Source organism: Collinsella sp. LCP19S3_B11, from assembly GCF_052121915.1.
Lineage (GTDB): Bacteria > Actinomycetota > Coriobacteriia > Coriobacteriales > Coriobacteriaceae > Collinsella.
Window position 1 is genome coordinate 1 of sequence record NZ_JBQKDI010000018.1, and the last position, 16,299, is coordinate 16,299.

Consider the following 16,299-nt stretch of genomic DNA (forward strand, 5'->3'; position numbering starts at 1 on the left):
CCATCCGGAGGCGCCCGATCGGCGGCCCCTCGGGGCTTGCCCGTATCGTAGGCAATGCGCCGAATGCTCGCCATCGAAATTTATCGGTGGCCCACTTCAGACTGTAATGGGCACTAACTTTGATTGTTAGTCCCGCTTACAGCAACCGATCTTGGTAAATCCCTGCGGCGCTTCTTCGCCTGCGGGGATTCTTGGGCTGTCGCTTCCCAGATATGCTTCTACATGCCGCGCGAACGCTTGCCACGACCACTCGTCTTTATCGGCCTCAAGCCGATCGGGAGAAATCGCGTTGAACAGGCACGTTGGAATCTCGTGCTCGTGCACATTCTTAGCGATACACGGTGTGCAGCCCTTCTCGTGGTTGACAGGGTTAAATGGGCATTTCCGGTCGTTGCAGGTACAAAACGCAACTGAGCTCATGGGACTCCTTCCGGTCGGTCGGGTCTGCCGTAAAAGCTGCCGCATGTTAAACAATAGGGTGTCATTGCTTAACAGGATATAGCCTCAAGGTGCTTGCGACTTAGGGGTTCTGCCAAGCGGCTGAATATCTCGGCGACCGACCTCTGAAGAAAACAAAACCGCCGCAACGAGGATTGTGCCAATCGCGGCGGTTTAGTTTGAGTGTTGTTTATTGCTCTCGACTAGTACACCATGCCCATGGCGTCCTGAACCTCGGCCAGGGTCTGCTCGGCAATCTCGTTGGCGCGACGGTTGCCCTCGTGCAGGACGTCCTTCACATAGTCCAGGTCGTTCTCGTAGCGCTGGCGACGCTCGCGGATAGGTGCGAAGTACCCGTTGACGGCCTCGGTCACGTACTTCTTGAGCTGGCCGGAGCCACCCATGCCAATCTCCTCGGCAATCTCGACCTCGGAACGGCCGGTGCAGATGGCGGCGGTCGAAAGCAGGCCGGACACGCCGGGGCGGTTCTCGGGATCAAACGTAATCATGCGTTCGGAGTCGGTCTGGCTCTTCTTGATGCGCTTGGCCGTCTCCTCGGCGGTCATCGAGATATTGATGGCGTTGCCGTAGCTCTTGCTCATCTTGCGGCCGTCCAGGCCGGGCAGCAGCGGGGTCTCGGACAGCAGCGCGTCGACCTCGGGGAACACCTTGCCGTAGCGGTTGTTAAAGCGGCGGGCGATAGTACGGGTGAGCTCGATGTGCGGCAGCTGGTCGCGACCGACGGGCACAACGTTACCCTTGCAGAACAGGATGTCGCAGGCCTGGTGTACCGGATAGGTGAGCAGAAGGCCGGTGAGCTCGTGGCCCGAGGCCTCCATCTCGGCCTTGACGGTGGGGTTGCGCGCCAGCTCGGCCTCGGAGACCAGCGACAGGAACGGCAGCATGAGCTGGTTGGCGGCGGGCACGGCGGAGTGCGTGTAGATCATGGTCTTGTCGGGGTCGATACCGCAGGCAAGGTAGTCCATGACCATGTTATACACGTTGTCCTGGATGTGCTCGGTGGTGTCGCGGTCGGTAATGACCTGGTAGTCGGCAATGAGCACGTTGGTCTTGGCGCCCATATTCTGCAACTCCACGCGGCCCTTGAGGGTGCCAAAGTAGTGGCCTAGGTGCAGACGGCCGGTGGGGCGGTCGCCGGAAAGCATGGTGAACTTCTCGGGCGTCTTGGCCAGGCCCTCGCGAATGGCGTTGCTCTTTTGCAGCGCGACTTCGTAGCTGTTCTCGTTTGGCATGATTGCTCCTAACGTATGTTCATGGGTCAAGATGATAACGCGTTTATTGAGAGGGGCGGGCGAAAGTGGGCAAGGGGGTGGTAAGGCGAGACATGCGTGGCGGTCGAGGCGCGGTCACGAGCGGCCGACGGTAAGCAGAGCGACCTTCTGCAGCAAACCTTAATGCCTGTGGTGGCGCTCTCCCTTACGCTCCTCGGCCGCTTGCTCCTCCTGCTTAAAGGCGGGGTCGTCGGGGGTTATCAGCTCGTCTTCGTGCGTGCGCTTGTTGTAATGGTGGCGTAGCACGGGCTCAAACAGGTGCAGGTGCTTGGCGAAGGCTGCCGAGCCAATGCCAAGGACGGTAAAGATGAGCACGCGCATGGGGACTTCGACCTGGTTGATGGCGGCCGCACCGGCCGAAAGCAGGACACACCAGGCATAGATAAGCAGCACAGCCTGCTTTTGGTTATAGCCCTCTTGAATGAGGCGGTGGTGGATGTGGCCTTTGTCGGCCTGCCCAATGCTAATGTGGGCGCGCTTGCGGCGCACGATGGCGCTAAACGTGTCGATGATGGGCACACCGGCAACGATGAGCGGAATGATAAGCGAGGTGAGCGCGGCGGTGCGGCTCACATTAAGCAGCGAAATGGAACCAAGCGCAAAGCCCAGCAGCAGCGACCCCGAGTCGCCCAGAAAGATGCTCGCGGGGTTGAAGTTGTAGCGCAAGAAGGCCAGGCAGGCGCCAAAGAGCGCGATGGAGAGCGCGGCGGCATCGATGCGGCCCGAGAGAACGGCCATCGAGAACATCGTGAACGATGCGATGCCGCAGATACCCGTCGCCAGGCCGTCAAGGCCGTCGATGAGGTTGATAATGTTGGTGAACGCCACCAGGTAGACCACGGTGATGGGATAGGCGAGCCAGCCGAGCATGATCTCGCCGGGGGCAACCGGGTTGACGATGACGCCGATTTTTAGGCCACCCACGCAGGCGATGAGTGCGGCGAGGACCTGGCCGGCGAGCTTTTGCTTGGGCTTAAGCTGGAAGACGTCGTCGATCGCGCCGGTCGCAAAAATGACGGTAAAAGAAAGCGCCAGCATGGGGTAGCTAATGTGCAGGCGCGGATGCGGGACCAAGACGGGCGGCCAGCCCAGATGCCAGGTGCCCATAATCTGAACGATGCAGGCAACGACCAGGCCCAAAAAGACCGCCGTACCTCCCAAGCGCGGGATGGGCTTGGTGTTGATACGGCGTTTTGAAGGATAGTCAACGGCGTCGAGCTTGATTGCCAGACGTTTAACCAGGGGCACCGTGAGGAAGGTCGTGATAAATGCCGCGGCTGCCACGCAAAGGAACGGTATGTAGCTTGTGGATGAAGCCATGTATCAAAAACCGCCAAGCGTCGAAGGAAAAGGTCAAAGGATGCCATGCCGCAAAGGGTATAGCTGACCCATGATACTCGACCAAAGGGGGTGCGGGGAATCGCGCCGATCGATAATCACGCGCTTACCAGATATTGGGATGGTGGCGGGGGTTCTGCCGAGTGCCGTTGGGTGTCATACGGGATCTGCGATGGCTATTTTTGGCAAAAACGGCAAAAGAAAACCACCCCCCACGTTACGAAAATGAACCCACCTAAAACAGGTGGGTGCCCTCATCGACCGTTCCAGCGTCCTTAACAACGAAGGATACCTGTACTACGTACGACTGTGTGGGCTCCCTAAATAAACGCGACGGTTCACCCAGTTGCTCCGCGGGGGGCGGAATACCTATATCATAAAGCGGCACTTTATCGATTCCAGTCTTGACATTACAAAAATCGTGTCGGACGATTACGGCGCCTTGGGCTCGAGCCGTCTGCGCGGTTGGTCCTTTTGCATTTTGAGCTGCTGAATCGTTGTTTTGGAGCATGTTTTTATGCCGACGTCGTTGACCGAACTTTTTTCGCCCGCCTGCCATTTGTGTCCGCGGCGTTGCGGTGCGGCGCGCGATGAGGGTGCGCGCGGCGTATGCGGTGCTAACGACACGCTCAAGGTGGCCCGCGCGGCGCTTCATATGTGGGAGGAGCCGCCTATTTCGGGCGAGGCCGGTTCGGGCACGATCTTCTTTAGCGGCTGCTCGCTCAAATGCGTCTATTGCCAGAACCACGAGATCTCGACGGGCAATTTTGGGCTTGAAATTTCGCCCGAGCGCCTGGTCGAGATTATGTTGGAGCTGCAGGACCAGGGTGCAAACAATATTAACTTGGTGACGGCGACGCACTACGCGCACCTGCTGCCGGCTGCGATTGCCGCGGCACGGGCGCGCGGGCTGGTTGTTCCAATCGTCTACAACACAAGCGGTTATGAGCGCGCGAGTGCCGTGGCGGCGCTCGGCGATCTGGTCGATGTGTGGCTAACCGACTTTAAATATGCCGATGCGGGGCTTGCGCAGTCGCTCTCCCACATTAAGGACTACCCGCGTGTGGCCGTGTCGGGTTTGGCGCAAATGGCGCGCGAGATTGAGCGCCGTGGGGGAGAGCTGGTGGACGAGGACGGGCTCATGAAGCGCGGCATGATCGTGCGTCACCTGGTGTTGCCGGGGCATGCGGACGATTCGTGTCGCGTGCTAGACCTGGTGTGGCAGACGGTGGGTGATGTGCCGATCTCGGTCATGAACCAGTACACGCCCAATGCGCTCATGCGCGAGCAGGGCGGCGACTTGGCGCGAGCCGTGACGCGCGAGGAGTACGAGCGGGTGCTCGACCATGCCGACGACCTGGGCTTTACGACGATGTTCTGGCAAGAGGGCGGTGCGGTAGACGAGAGCTTTACCCCAGCGTTTGACACTACCGGCGTCCTCACCAGCGCAAAGTAGCTCTTTTGAGCAGTCTTTTTGGGACGGGGCTATTTTAGCTGCCCCTGCCGTTAATCGTCCAAATCGTTTTCGCTATCTGCCTGGGTAGCTAAAATAGCCCCGTCCCAAAAAGACTGCTCCCGGTGGGAGTCGAGCTACCATCCTAAAAGTAGTCAAAAAAGCCCCGTCCCAAAAAGACTGGGTATTGGGCGTTGACAGTTGGCGAGCCGTAGGTAAAATATCAACTTGTCCTGGGGACGTAGCTCAGTTGGGAGAGCGCTGCCGTCGCATGGCAGAGGCCGAGGGTTCGACTCCCTTCGTCTCCACCCTTGGATTTGATAAGCCGCTGACATTGTGTCGGCGGCTTTTTTTGAAAGAAAGGGCTGCACCATGGCCGAGCTTGATTCCCAACCATTGTCCGACGAGGAGCGCGCCGAGTTGGAAGAGCTCCGCGCTGAGAAGGCCCGCCGCGAGGCCCAGGAAGAGGCCCGGCGCGAGCGTGAGGAGCTGGCCGCCCTGCGTGCCGAGCATGCGAAGGCCGAGGAGGCTGCCGCGAGCGCCTCATCCGAGCGCAAGCCCGCGCCCGCGCCCAGGCCCGCTGCTGCGAAGCCTGCGCCCGCCGAGCCCAAACCTCAGTCTAAAAAAGCCGCCCGCCCCAAGCACGCCGAGCCCAAGCCGAGCCGTGACGAGATGACGTTTGCCCAGCGCATGGTCACTTCCAAGGAGCCCACGGCCGAGGGCGAGATCCCCGGTATGGCCCCGGCTCAAAAGATCATCATCGCGCTCGCCTTGGTCGCGTTTGTCGTCTTTATGGGCTACACGATCATGACCAGCATGGGCCTGCTCTAACCGATTTGCATCGGGCGTCATGTCCGCATGCTCTGCTCTCGTCCAACCCTCAACCTCTGCACAACGCATCCGAAAGGTCGCCCCATGGCTTTGACCGACATCTCGCATCCCACCGACATCGCAATGCTCACCGATCTGTACGAGCTCACTATGGCCCAGGGCCTGTGGGAGAGCGGCAAGGCCAATGAGCAGGGCTGTTTTACGGCGTTTTACCGTGACCATCCGTTTGGCAGCGCCTACGCCGTTATGTGCGGCACCGCCGAGCTGCCCGAGCTGGTCGAAAACCTGCGCTTTACGCCCGAGGATATTGACTACCTCGCATCGCTCCAGGCCCCGGCCGGCGGCGCGATGTTCAAGCCCGAATTCCTCGACTACCTGCGCGATTTTCGTGCGCATGTAAACATCGACGCCGTCCCCGAGGGCGAGCTCGTCTTTCCGCGCGAGCCCATGGTGCGCGTCACCGGCCCCGCGCTGGAGTGCCAGCTGCTCGAGACGGCGCTGCTCAACATCGTCGGCTTCCAGACGCTTGTCGCCACCAAGACGGCGCGCGTGGTGCTGGCGGCGGACGGCCGTCCTGTGGCCGAGTTTGGCCTTCGCCGCGCCCAGGGTCCCGATGGTGGTCTGGCCGTCGCGCGCGCGAGCTACGTTGCCGGCTGTTCCTCTACGTCCAATGTGCTCGCCGGTCGCCGCTACGGTATTCCCGTCTTTGGCACGCATGCGCACAGCTGGGTGATGAGCTTCGATTCCGAGCTCGAGGCCTTCCGTGCCTTTGCCAAGTCGAGCCCCAAGAACTGCACGCTGCTCATCGACACTTATGATGTGCGCGAGGGCTGCGAGCATGCCATTACGGTTGCCAAGGAGATGGAGGCGGCGGGCGAGCGTCTGTCGGCCATTCGCATCGATTCCGGCGACCTCGCCAAGCTGTCCAAGTATGTCCGCGGCCGTTTTGATGCCGAGGGCCTGCCCTATGTGGGGATCTCGGTTTCCAACGATCTGGATGAATACACGATTCAGTCGCTGCTTGACCAGGGCGCGCCCATCGATAGCTTTGGCGTGGGCACTAAGCTCGCGACCTGCTACGACCAACCGGCGCTGGGCGGCGTGTACAAGCTTTCCGCCCGCCGTGCGAGCGAGGCGGACCCGTGGACGCCGGTGGTCAAGCTCTCCGAGCAGCCCTACAAGCGCACGATTCCGGGTGTGCAGCGCGTGCGCCGCTATTACGACGGCTTTGGCGGCCCGGTCTGCGACATGATCTATGACGAGGACCATCTGGCGGGGGAGGGCGCCGCGCGCGGCAATACCCTCGTGGCCGTGAACGATGCCGCTCTAGTGACCGACGTGTCCGAGCTTGAGTATCGCGAGCTGCTGGCGCCGATCGTGCGCGATGGCAGCGCTGTTGCCCCGCGCGAGAGCATCGAGGCCGCACGCGAGCGTTGCGCTTGGGCGCTGGACCATCTGGATCCGGTCTACAAGCGCTTCCTGTACCCGCAGACCTATGTGGTGGGCATGGAGCAGGGCCTGGCGCAGGTGCGCGACGAGCTCGTGCGCAAGAACATGGCCGCGGCTTCTGCCTTCCCCTGGGCTCGCTAATTTTCTTGGGTGTAGGGTGGAATTACGTTCCCTCGGCCGTCAGCTCGCCCGAACCCTCAACAGTTGATTGGTTTGACGTATGACGACTTCTTATAAAACGATGGTGGTAAAGATCGGTTCGTCCACGGTGGTGGGCGCCGATGGCAAGGTCAACCGCGCCTTTATCGGCGGGCTTGCCGATCAGGCTGCTGCCCTGCGCAAACTCGGCTGGCGTCTGGTCGTGGTGAGTTCGGGCGCCATTGCCTGTGGCTATCCCGTGCTGGGCTTTGACCGCAAACCGGTCGGTGACCTGCCGAGCCTGCAGGCCTGCGCCTCGGCCGGTCAGTGCATCATCTCGTCGGCCTACGACGAGGAGTTCCATGCGCGCGACCTGCTTACCTCGCTCGTGCTGCTCACGCGTCACGACACGGCCCGTCGCACGTCCTATCTGCACGCGCGCGACGCGCTGCTGCGTCTGGTGGAACTGGGCGTGGTGCCGGTCGTCAACGAGAACGACACCGTTACCGTCGACGAGATCAAGTTTGGCGACAACGACACGCTGGCGGCGCTTGTGGGCTGCTTGGTTTCTGCCGACCTGTGCGTGACGCTCTCGGACATCGATGGCCTCTATACCGCCAATCCGCACGAGGACCCCACGGCCGAGTTCGTCCCGGTCGTGCATAGGATCGATGCCAAGATCATTGCCTCGGCGGGCGATTCTTCCACATCGGTTGGCACAGGCGGCATGATTACCAAGATCCGCGCGAGCCGCATCCTGATGACGGCGGGCATTCAGAGCGCGATTTGCTCGGGCGAGGAGCCCGATGCGCTCGTTCGCCTTGCCCGCGGCGAGAGCGTGGGTACGCTGTTCGATCCGCCGGCGGAGCGCCTGGACATTGCGCCCCGCAAGCTGTGGATTGCACTGGGCGACAAGGCGCATGGCTCGGTGACGGTCGATGACGGCGCCGCGAAGGCGCTGGTCAGCCGCGGTTCTTCCCTGCTTGCGGTGGGTATTCGCGAGGTCGATGGCACGTTTGCCGAGGGCGATGTGCTCGACGTGTGCGACCCGAGCGGCATGGTTGTCGCCCGCGGTATCGCCGAGGCCGATTCGGACGTGCTGGAGCTTGCAGCCGGACGCCGCCAGGACCAGATTGCCGGCAACCGCTTGCTGGCAGACTTGGCCGAGAAGCCCGCGATCCACCGAGACAACTTGATCGTCTTTGCATAAAGAAAGACAGCGCTGCGGATCGTTTCCCGCAGCGCTGTCTTTCTCGTGCCGGCACTTGGAGGCGTTTCTTATGTGCCGGCAGGTGGGGACACTCCTTTGCTAGAAGATTCGGCGCAGGTCTCCGCGGTTGAGGGCCTCGTCGAAGAGGTGCTTGAACACCACGCTTCCGTGCAGGCCGTCGTGCTCGAACTCGTTGGTCACCCAGGCGTGTGAGTTGCCCACGCGGCTGAGCGTGTCGAGCTGCAGGCCCGAATCCACGTACATGTCGTCGAAATACACCGCGGCTTGGAGCGGCACCTCGTTGCAGGCCAGGCGCTGCGGGTCGTAGATCTTGTCCCAGCTGGTGTCTTCCATCAGCAGGTCCATGGCGGGCTTGAAGGGCTTGAGCTCGGGCATCTGCTCAAACATCCACGGGAACATGGCCTCGCCGGTAAACATGAGTGGGCGCGCGAGGGTGTCGAACTCGGCACGATGGGCCTTTTCCTCGGCGGCTGCCCAGCCAATGGGCATCGTGTCGCCATCGGCGTAGATGAATTCCTGCAGCGTCCAGTACAGCGGATTCGTGCGCGTGTTGGTGCGCTCGAAGGCGCGCATCAAAAAGCTTTCTGATACCGAGGATCCGCAGCTCAACGTGCCGTCGCCGTCAACAAAAGCATGGTCGATAATCCAGTGCATGCGCTCAAAGCTCGGCTTCATGCCAAAGTCGCTGCCCATGAGCTGCAGGCGCTCGACCGTCATCGGCGAGCCGTCGGGCAGCGCGGGCTTTTGCTCCTCGAGGGCATCTGCCAGGGCCGCCACGCGCTCGACGTCGGCGGGGTAGCGGTCGTAATACTGCTGAGTCTTGGCCGCCATACGCGGGAAGGTGTGCGCGTAGACCTCGCTGGCACTCGCCGGTACGTGCGGAATGCCGCCGCAGGTAAAGCTCGCCGCCACGCCCTCGGGGAAGAGCGACAGATAGCTCAACGTCAAAAAGCCACCGTAACTCTGGCCGAGTGTGACCCAGGGCTTGCCGCCAAAGCCTACCAGGCGCAGGTACTCAAAGTCGCGCACGATGGAGCTGGCGAGGTGGCGCTTGAGAAAATCCGCCTGCGAGCGGGCCGCATCGGAGCCTGCCGCCTCGGCGCGCTCGCCCAGTGCGGCAATCGTGCGCCCGTCTACACAGCTGCTGCGCCCGGTACCGCGCTGGTCGGGCAGGACGACGCGGAAATGCTTGACGGCCTCCTCGATCCAGCCGTCGCTTGTGGGCGACAACGGACGCGGGCTCTCGCCGCCGGGGCCGCCCTGCAAAAAGAGGAGGAGTGGCAGGTCGTCGTTGATACGGTCGGGAGCGCAAACCACGCGGTAGAAAAGCTTGATGCTCTCGGGTGCGCCGGCGATGGGCGCCGGCATGGCGCCGCGGCGCATGGTGCTGCCGAAGGCCAAAAGCATTGGCTCCAGGCCGCGCCAATCCAAGGGGACGTCGATGCTGTGGTCCTCGACATAGAGGCCGGGGACGTGGTACGAAGTGATGAGGGCCATGCGGTACTTCCGTTCGTTGCGGTGTTTCGGGTTGACCAATTCTACCGCCATGCGCGAGGGCATGCACAAATCGGCTACCATGGTTGGCAAACTACTAAGAGAAAGGGCCGCCCATGTCGGTCGATATAGCCACGTATGTCCACGATCTTGCCGTTGCCGCCAAGGCAGCGTCGGCCTCGCTTGCCACGGCGAGCGACGAGCAGCGCCAGGAGGCCGTGCGCGCCATGGCCGCGGCGCTGCGCGATGGCGTCGATTCCATCGTCGCCGCCAACGAGCTCGATATGTCCGCTGCGCGCGATGCGGGCACCTCGGCGGGGCTCCTCGACCGTCTGCTGCTGACGCCCGAGCGCGTCGAGGGCATGGCCGCCGGCCTGGAGAAGCTCGCTGAGCTGCCCGATCCTGTCGGCCGCGTGCTCGACCACCGCGTACTTGCAAGTGGTGTGGACCTCACCCGCGTGAGCGTGCCGCTGGGCCTGGTCGCCATGGTCTATGAGGCGCGTCCCAACGTGACGGCCGATGCCGCGGGCATCTGCATCCGCACCGGCAACGCCTGCATTCTGCGCGGCGGTTCGCTGGCCTATCACTCGTGCGCCATGATTGCCGAACTGCTGGCCGATGCGCTCGAGGCCAAGGGTTTCCCGCGCGAGGCTATCTCGATGATCGAGTCCACCGACCGCGAGGCCACCGGCGAGCTCATGAAGCTTCGCGGCATCGTCGACGTGCTTATTCCGCGTGGCGGTGCGGGCCTGATCCAGCGCTGCGTGCGCGAGTCGCTTGTGCCGGTTATCGAGACGGGCACGGGAAACTGCCACATCTACGTGCATGAGTCGGCCGACTTTGACAAGGCGCTCAACATTATCGTCAATGCTAAGACCCAGCGCGTGGGCGTGTGCAACGCCGCCGAGTCGCTGCTTGTGGACCGCGCCGTGGCAGATTCGTTTTTGCCGGCGGTCGTGGCCGTGCTGCACGACCACGGTGTACTGATTCACGGCGACGAGGCCATGTGTGCCGCATGCGCCGCCGCCGGTCTTGCCGAGGGCGACGACTACGTGGCCGCAACCGAGGAGGACTGGGGCCGCGAGTACCTGGCGCTCGAGATGAGCGTGAAGGTAGTGGCGAACGAGAACGAGGCCATCGCGCACATCAACCGCTATGGCACTATGCATTCCGAGGCTATCATCGCCGAGGACGCGGACGCTTGCGAGCGCTTTTTGGATGAGATCGATGCCTCGGCCGTGTATGCCAACGCCAGCACGCGCTTTACCGACGGCGGCGAGTTTGGCCTGGGCGCCGAGATCGGCATTTCGACCCAAAAGCTCCACGCCCGCGGCCCCTTTGCCGCCGAGGCCCTCACCACCTACAAATACAAGCTCCGCGGCACCGGCCAGGTCCGCCCCTAAACCTACCAAAAAGGGACAGGTTTATTTTGGCAGGTTTTATCTGCGGTTTTGCCGGGCGACGCGTTCGCCCGGCTTTTTTCTCCGTATGCCTTTTCTGCCTTTCGGCTTGATCCGCGGCGATATACGATAGTGACACCGTGTCTTAGCACCGACTCACCTGGAGGTATTGCCATGTCTCAGACGCTTTCCGCCGGAATCACCCGCGACCGTGCGTTCGAATTGCTCAACGAGCACAACAAAGATCCGTTCCACATCACCCATGGTGAGACGGTCGAGGGCACCATGCGCTACTTTGCGCGCGAGTTCGACCCCGAGAACGAGGAGTTTTGGGGCATCGTCGGACTGCTGCACGACCTGGATTGGGAGGAGCATGAGGACGACCCCGTGAACCACACCATCTATGCGGCCGAAATCCTCAAGGGCGAGGGTGCATCGCCCGAGCTCATCCGCGCCATCCAGACGCATACCTCGGACTTCAATACCTCGCTGCCCAAGCCCGAGCTGCAGATGGAAAAGATCCTGTTTGCCTGCGACGAACTTACCGGCCTGATCGGGGCTGCCGTCATCATGCGTCCGAGCAAGAGCGTCATGGACTTTACGACCAAGTCGCTCAAGAAGAAGTTCAAGGACAAGCGCTTTGCCGCCGGTTGCTCGCGCGACGTGATTACGCAGGGCGCCGAGATGCTGGGCTGGGAGCTCCCCGAGCTTTTCGACCGCACCATCGCGGCCATGCAGTCCTTCGCGCCCGACCGCGACACCTTCCAGGCCTAACCTGCCAAAAAGGGACAGGTTTATTTTGGTAGGTTTTATCTGGGAAGACGCTTCCATTGGACGTTATTCAGCGGAAGCGTTTTCTGTTTAACATGGTGGCGCTTGCGAATGGCGGCGCCTCGCGGCAGGCAGCTGCGCTTCGCCGTATCCGTAACTCGGTAAACGCGATGCTAGGACGCGTTCTTGATAATCCATGTTCCGAGTCCGGTCAACAGCTGAACCTGCTTAACGGTTAGCCCTTGTTTTCGAAGCGCGAGAATCGCCTCATTGCGAAGTGGCTTGGGGACGGATTTGAGTTCCGTCGGAGCACATCCTGCGACACTCTGCACGATTGCCGTGCCAAATGAATATGGTTTCCCATAAGGCACCAAGCGATAAGCTCGATATTGTGTTTGGGGAGGATTGCATCGAGGATCTGAAGCATGGCGATTCGGTCCTCGGCATCGTCAAACAGCAATTGCCCTCCGTTTCCACGCAACGTGACGTGGAAATAACCGGTTGGTGACTTTGAACGAGGTTTTCTCGGCATGGCCCCTCCTTTAGCTTGGATGGGCTGAAGATACCTCATTCGGGGGCTTCGGTTGTCGAGATTCAGTTTACCGACTATAGCTGCTACCTGCCGAAATGTTATTGCGTTTTCAAATTGATGCTTTTTAATGGTAATTGAGCAAGACGGGTGCGCTTGTTGCGGATACGGGCGTTGGTTGCGTCGATCTGGACGGCCCTCGCGTGATGTCATCACAAATGGGCTTCACGCATTTTCGCAGCGATAGAAAAATGGCCGGGGCTTACAAACAAAACGGAGCACCCGACCATTTACCAATTGTTTGTTGACGTTTCCCCAGATAAAACCTGCCAAAATAAACCTGTCCCTTTTTGGCAGGTTAGTTGAGGGCGGCTTGGGCTAGGCGGGCTTCGGCGTCCTCCTCGGTGACGCCCAGGGCCACGGCAATCTCCTCGATGGAGCGGCGCTTGGCTTCCTTGAGTACGCGCATGTAGTAGGAGCTGGGCTTTTTATCTGCTTCCTCGGCCTGGCGAATACGGTGCATCATTGTTTTTGCCACGCGGACCGTCTCGGGCGCACCCAGCTTGAGCTGCTGCTTAAAGTGCGTCTCCTCGAGCGAGCTGTTGCGCTCGGTAAAGGTGTCGCACTCCAGCTCGTCGTAATGGCTCAGCAGGTGCTCGGCATCTTGCTGGGAGATGGCGGCATGCAGACGGTCGGCCTGCGCCACGGGGTACATGAGGATCGTCTGCGCATGTCCCTGCTTGGTCTCGAGCAACAGCATGGGCTGCGGTGTGTCTTCCCTAAAACCGACGACGGTGCAGACTCCCTGACCCGGATGAATGACGTGTTGACCGATTGAGAACATGCTACCTCCAACTTATACGAATTTACGTATGTCTAGAATACCACGCTGACGTGCGTAAACCCTTACTTTATGCAGGAAAAGCACACAAATCTGATAGGTAAGAGTATTCGATATTATGAGCTGCCCATGCAGATGTTTATGCATTTTCGGCGAGTGCACAACCAGCAGGCAGACCGCCATCTTTGAATGGCCTTGCGACAACTGTGGTCAATTATGTGCATATGCAATATCGATTGACTTTACCCTGCGACAGTAGTTACCGCTTGTGATAGAGTGCTGCAAACTCTGGCTTTTGCCCTACGAGTGACCAAGAGCTCGGGGGCTTTAACACAAGGAGGATCTATGCCCGAGAAGATTGAAGAGCTGGTACGCGCTGCGCTTGCTGCGGCCCAGGAGGCCGGCGACCTTTCCGCATTTGAACTTGACGATTGCGCTATCGAGCGACCGGCTGACACTTCTCATGGCGAGTGGACCTCCACCATGGCCCTGAAGTCCGCCAAGCTGGCTCACTGCGCCCCGCGCAAGATCGCCGAGGCCGTCGTTGCCCATATGCCCGAGGACCCCGCGATCGAGAAGGTCGAGATCGCCGGCCCTGGCTTCATCAACTTCTACCTCTCCGTCGCCGTCAAGAACGCCATCTTCGGCGAGGCTCGCGAGAAGGGTATGGACTTCGCTAAGTCCAACGTCGGCGGCGGCCTGAAGACCCAGGTCGAGTTTGTCTCCGCCAACCCCGTCGGCCCCATGCATATTGGCCATGGCCGTTGGGCCGCTCTGGGCGACTCCCTCTGCCGCGTTATGGACCATGCCGGTTACGATATCCAGCGTGAGTTCTATATCAACGACCACGGCTCTCAGATGAACACCTTCGGCAACTCCATCAGCACACGCTATATGCAGCTTGCCGACATCATCGCCAAGCAGGGCGTGGATATCGACGAGGCTCACAAGCTGCTGATTGCCGACCGCGATGCCTTTGTTGCCGACGAGAACGACGAGCATCCCGAGACCCATCCGTATCAGGACAACTTTGCCGAGACTCTGGGCAAGGATTCCTACGGCGGCGACTACATCATCGACGAGGCCGCCGAGTTCTGGCGCACCGACGGTGACAAGTGGGTCGACGCCGATCCGCAGGAGCGCATGGAGAGCTTCCGCGAGCGCGGCTACGTAAAGATGGTCGACAACATGCGTAACCTCTGCCACGCCGTCAACTGCGACTTCGATCGTTGGTTCTCCGAGCGCTCACTGTATGTGAAGGACACCGAGGGCGAGACCGCCGGCACCTCCGCCGTCGACCGCGCTTTCGAGAAGCTCGACAAGATGGGCTACCTCTACACCAAGGACGGCGCTCTGTGGTTCCGCTCCACCGACCTGGGCGACGACAAGGATCGCGTCCTGATCAAGTCCGACGGCGAGTACACCTACTTCGCCTCCGACGTCGCCTATCACTGGGACAAGTTCCAGCGCGTCGACCACGTCATCGACATCTGGGGCGCCGACCACCATGGCTACATCGACCGCGTCCGCTGTGTCTGCGACGCTCTTGGCTATCCCGGCAAGTTCGAGGTTCTGCTGGGCCAGCTCGTCAACCTGCTGCGCAACGGCAAGCCCGTCCGTATGTCCAAGCGCAAGGGCACCATGGTGACCCTGCAGGAGCTTGTTGACGAGGTCGGCTCCGACGCCGCCCGTTACACGCTCATCTCCAAGAGCTCCAACCAGATGGTCGACTTCGATATCGAGGCCGTTAAGAAGCGTGATAACTCCAACCCGGTCTACTACGTGCAGTACGCTCACGCTCGTGTGTGCTCCATTCTGCGCCGTGCCGCTGACGTTACGCCCGAGCAGGCTGATGAGATGGGCATGAAGGCAGTCGCCGCCAAGGCCATCGGCGAGAACGTCGATTACTCGCTGCTGACCGACCCCACCGAGCTCGCCCTGTCGCGCAAGCTCAACGAGCTCACCGACCTCATCGCCAGCTGCGCTCGTGACCGCGCCCCGTTCCGCCTGACGCACTTTGCCGAGGAGCTCGCCGGCGACTTCCACAGCTTCTACGCTGCCTGCCAGGTGCTTCCGAGCGAGGGCCGTCCCGTCGACCCCGAGCTTTCGCGCGCCCGTCTGGCCGCTTGCGACGCCGTCCGCGTGACGCTCGCCCTGGTGCTCACTCTGGTTGGCGTTTCTGCACCCGAGCAGATGTAATCTACGGGTCGTTTGACCGTGTAGGTTTGGCTTTGCTGAGCCCTATAAGCCCGATCTCCATGCGGAGGTCGGGCTTTTTTGCGTTTGGCGGGGCTTTTTGGCGTGTTGGAAAATGCTACAAAAACGCAACTATACCGGTTTACGGGGCTGAATCGCTGCCTGACGACCATAGCAACAACAGCGAAAATAAAATCGCAGGTAGACGGCTTGCCGAATATTAAAAATGCAGGGCATGGTTGGCTTACGCCGTTCTTGCACCGTAATCCGCGATCGTTTTGAAAACGACCCCTTGGGGACGGAGGAAAACGGATCATTTTTGTCCGGTGGGAGAGTGGTGCGAAACCGTCCGCCACGAATCGGGCTTATCTACTACGTTTAGTCGCATACCCCGAACCATGCCGAAAAGTACGATATTAAAACCGCAGGTAGCGGGCTTGCGATTTTAGGAAGATCGAGGGGATGGTCAGGGGTCGCGGGTCAAACGTAGTAGATAGGCGCGTTTCGTGGCGCGGCTATTCCGGATGCCACGGCTTCACGCCTCTGGTGAGACAGAGGAAGCGCTTTTGAGGGAGAGTGTCCCTTTTGACCAGTTGTATAAGAACGTCCAATGACTAAGTTGCAGGTGGTGGCGGTTGTGTTACACTAACGCTGCGTATTTGACGCAATCATCTCGATACAGATCAATGATGCCCGTTGTGTTTTGAACGGAGCTAGACTGTTTAGCCGCCCTGAAGGTTTATGCAGGGAGCATGTGATCACAGGGCTTTAAAAGAAAGTTGAGCAAACACTGTGTCTGATCAACAGCAAGAAAATGAAATAAGCACGGCACCAACCACTCCTGCTGCACCGGTTGCGTTGGACCAGATCGCGAAACCCGCACCGTCGCAGGCGTCGG

The 16,299-nt window shown here is 60.6% G+C and carries 12 protein-coding genes and 1 tRNA gene; 8 read left to right on the plus strand and 5 right to left on the minus strand.

Annotated elements, in window-relative coordinates:
• Positions 1-126: 126 nt before the first annotated feature.
• The 3 genes from ACTQV4_RS08795 to ACTQV4_RS08805 form a co-directional block, all read right to left on the minus strand.
• Entirely contained in the window at positions 127-420 is a 294-nt protein-coding gene (locus tag ACTQV4_RS08795) for a DUF6485 family protein (protein ID WP_441569658.1), read from the minus strand.
• A 221-nt stretch (positions 421-641) separates the two neighbouring features.
• The gene (gene trpS, locus ACTQV4_RS08800; RefSeq protein WP_441056267.1) at positions 642-1,691 is read right to left on the minus strand and encodes a tryptophan--tRNA ligase; all 1,050 of its coding nucleotides are present in this window, start codon (positions 1,689-1,691) and stop codon (positions 642-644) included.
• Positions 1,692-1,850: 159 nt separating this feature from the next.
• A complete protein-coding gene (locus tag ACTQV4_RS08805) occupies positions 1,851-3,050 on the minus strand; it encodes an MraY family glycosyltransferase (RefSeq protein ID WP_441068313.1) in 1,200 nt (399 codons plus the stop codon).
• 535 nt (positions 3,051-3,585) lie between these two features.
• Here ACTQV4_RS08805 and ACTQV4_RS08810 point away from each other — a divergent pair.
• The 5 genes from ACTQV4_RS08810 (at position 3,586) to proB (ending at position 8,149) form a co-directional block, all read left to right on the plus strand.
• Positions 3,586-4,524 carry a radical SAM protein gene (locus ACTQV4_RS08810; protein WP_427719526.1) on the plus strand — a complete coding sequence of 313 codons (939 nt, stop codon included), beginning with the start codon at positions 3,586-3,588 and terminating at the stop codon, positions 4,522-4,524.
• Positions 4,525-4,756: 232 nt separating this feature from the next.
• Positions 4,757-4,829, plus strand: a tRNA-Ala gene (locus tag ACTQV4_RS08815).
• Between the two features lie 64 nt (positions 4,830-4,893).
• A complete protein-coding gene (locus tag ACTQV4_RS08820; RefSeq protein ID WP_441569659.1) occupies positions 4,894-5,352 on the plus strand; it encodes a hypothetical protein in 459 nt (152 codons plus the stop codon).
• 84 nt (positions 5,353-5,436) lie between these two features.
• Entirely contained in the window at positions 5,437-6,942 is a 1,506-nt protein-coding gene (locus ACTQV4_RS08825; protein ID WP_441014794.1) for a nicotinate phosphoribosyltransferase, read from the plus strand.
• A 79-nt stretch (positions 6,943-7,021) separates the two neighbouring features.
• Entirely contained in the window at positions 7,022-8,149 is a 1,128-nt protein-coding gene (gene proB, locus ACTQV4_RS08830) for a glutamate 5-kinase (protein WP_441569660.1), read from the plus strand.
• Between the two features lie 99 nt (positions 8,150-8,248).
• Here the strand turns inward: proB and ACTQV4_RS08835 are convergent, their stop codons facing one another.
• The gene (locus ACTQV4_RS08835; protein ID WP_441569661.1) at positions 8,249-9,718 is read right to left on the minus strand and encodes an alpha/beta fold hydrolase; all 1,470 of its coding nucleotides are present in this window, start codon (positions 9,716-9,718) and stop codon (positions 8,249-8,251) included.
• 62 nt (positions 9,719-9,780) lie between these two features.
• Here ACTQV4_RS08835 and ACTQV4_RS08840 point away from each other — a divergent pair, with 62 nt between their 5' ends.
• Entirely contained in the window at positions 9,781-11,067 is a 1,287-nt protein-coding gene (locus ACTQV4_RS08840; protein ID WP_441540572.1) for a glutamate-5-semialdehyde dehydrogenase, read from the plus strand.
• A gap of 171 nt (positions 11,068-11,238) precedes the next feature.
• Entirely contained in the window at positions 11,239-11,838 is a 600-nt protein-coding gene (locus tag ACTQV4_RS08845; protein ID WP_441083210.1) for an HD domain-containing protein, read from the plus strand.
• 884 nt (positions 11,839-12,722) lie between these two features.
• Here the strand turns inward: ACTQV4_RS08845 and ACTQV4_RS08850 are convergent.
• The gene (locus tag ACTQV4_RS08850) at positions 12,723-13,208 is read right to left on the minus strand and encodes a CarD family transcriptional regulator (RefSeq protein ID WP_154518254.1); all 486 of its coding nucleotides are present in this window, start codon (positions 13,206-13,208) and stop codon (positions 12,723-12,725) included.
• A 342-nt stretch (positions 13,209-13,550) separates the two neighbouring features.
• On the opposite strand from ACTQV4_RS08850, the gene argS reads away from it, so the two are divergent.
• Entirely contained in the window at positions 13,551-15,404 is a 1,854-nt protein-coding gene (argS, locus tag ACTQV4_RS08855; protein WP_427727932.1) for an arginine--tRNA ligase, read from the plus strand.
• Positions 15,405-16,299 lie beyond the last annotated feature (895 nt).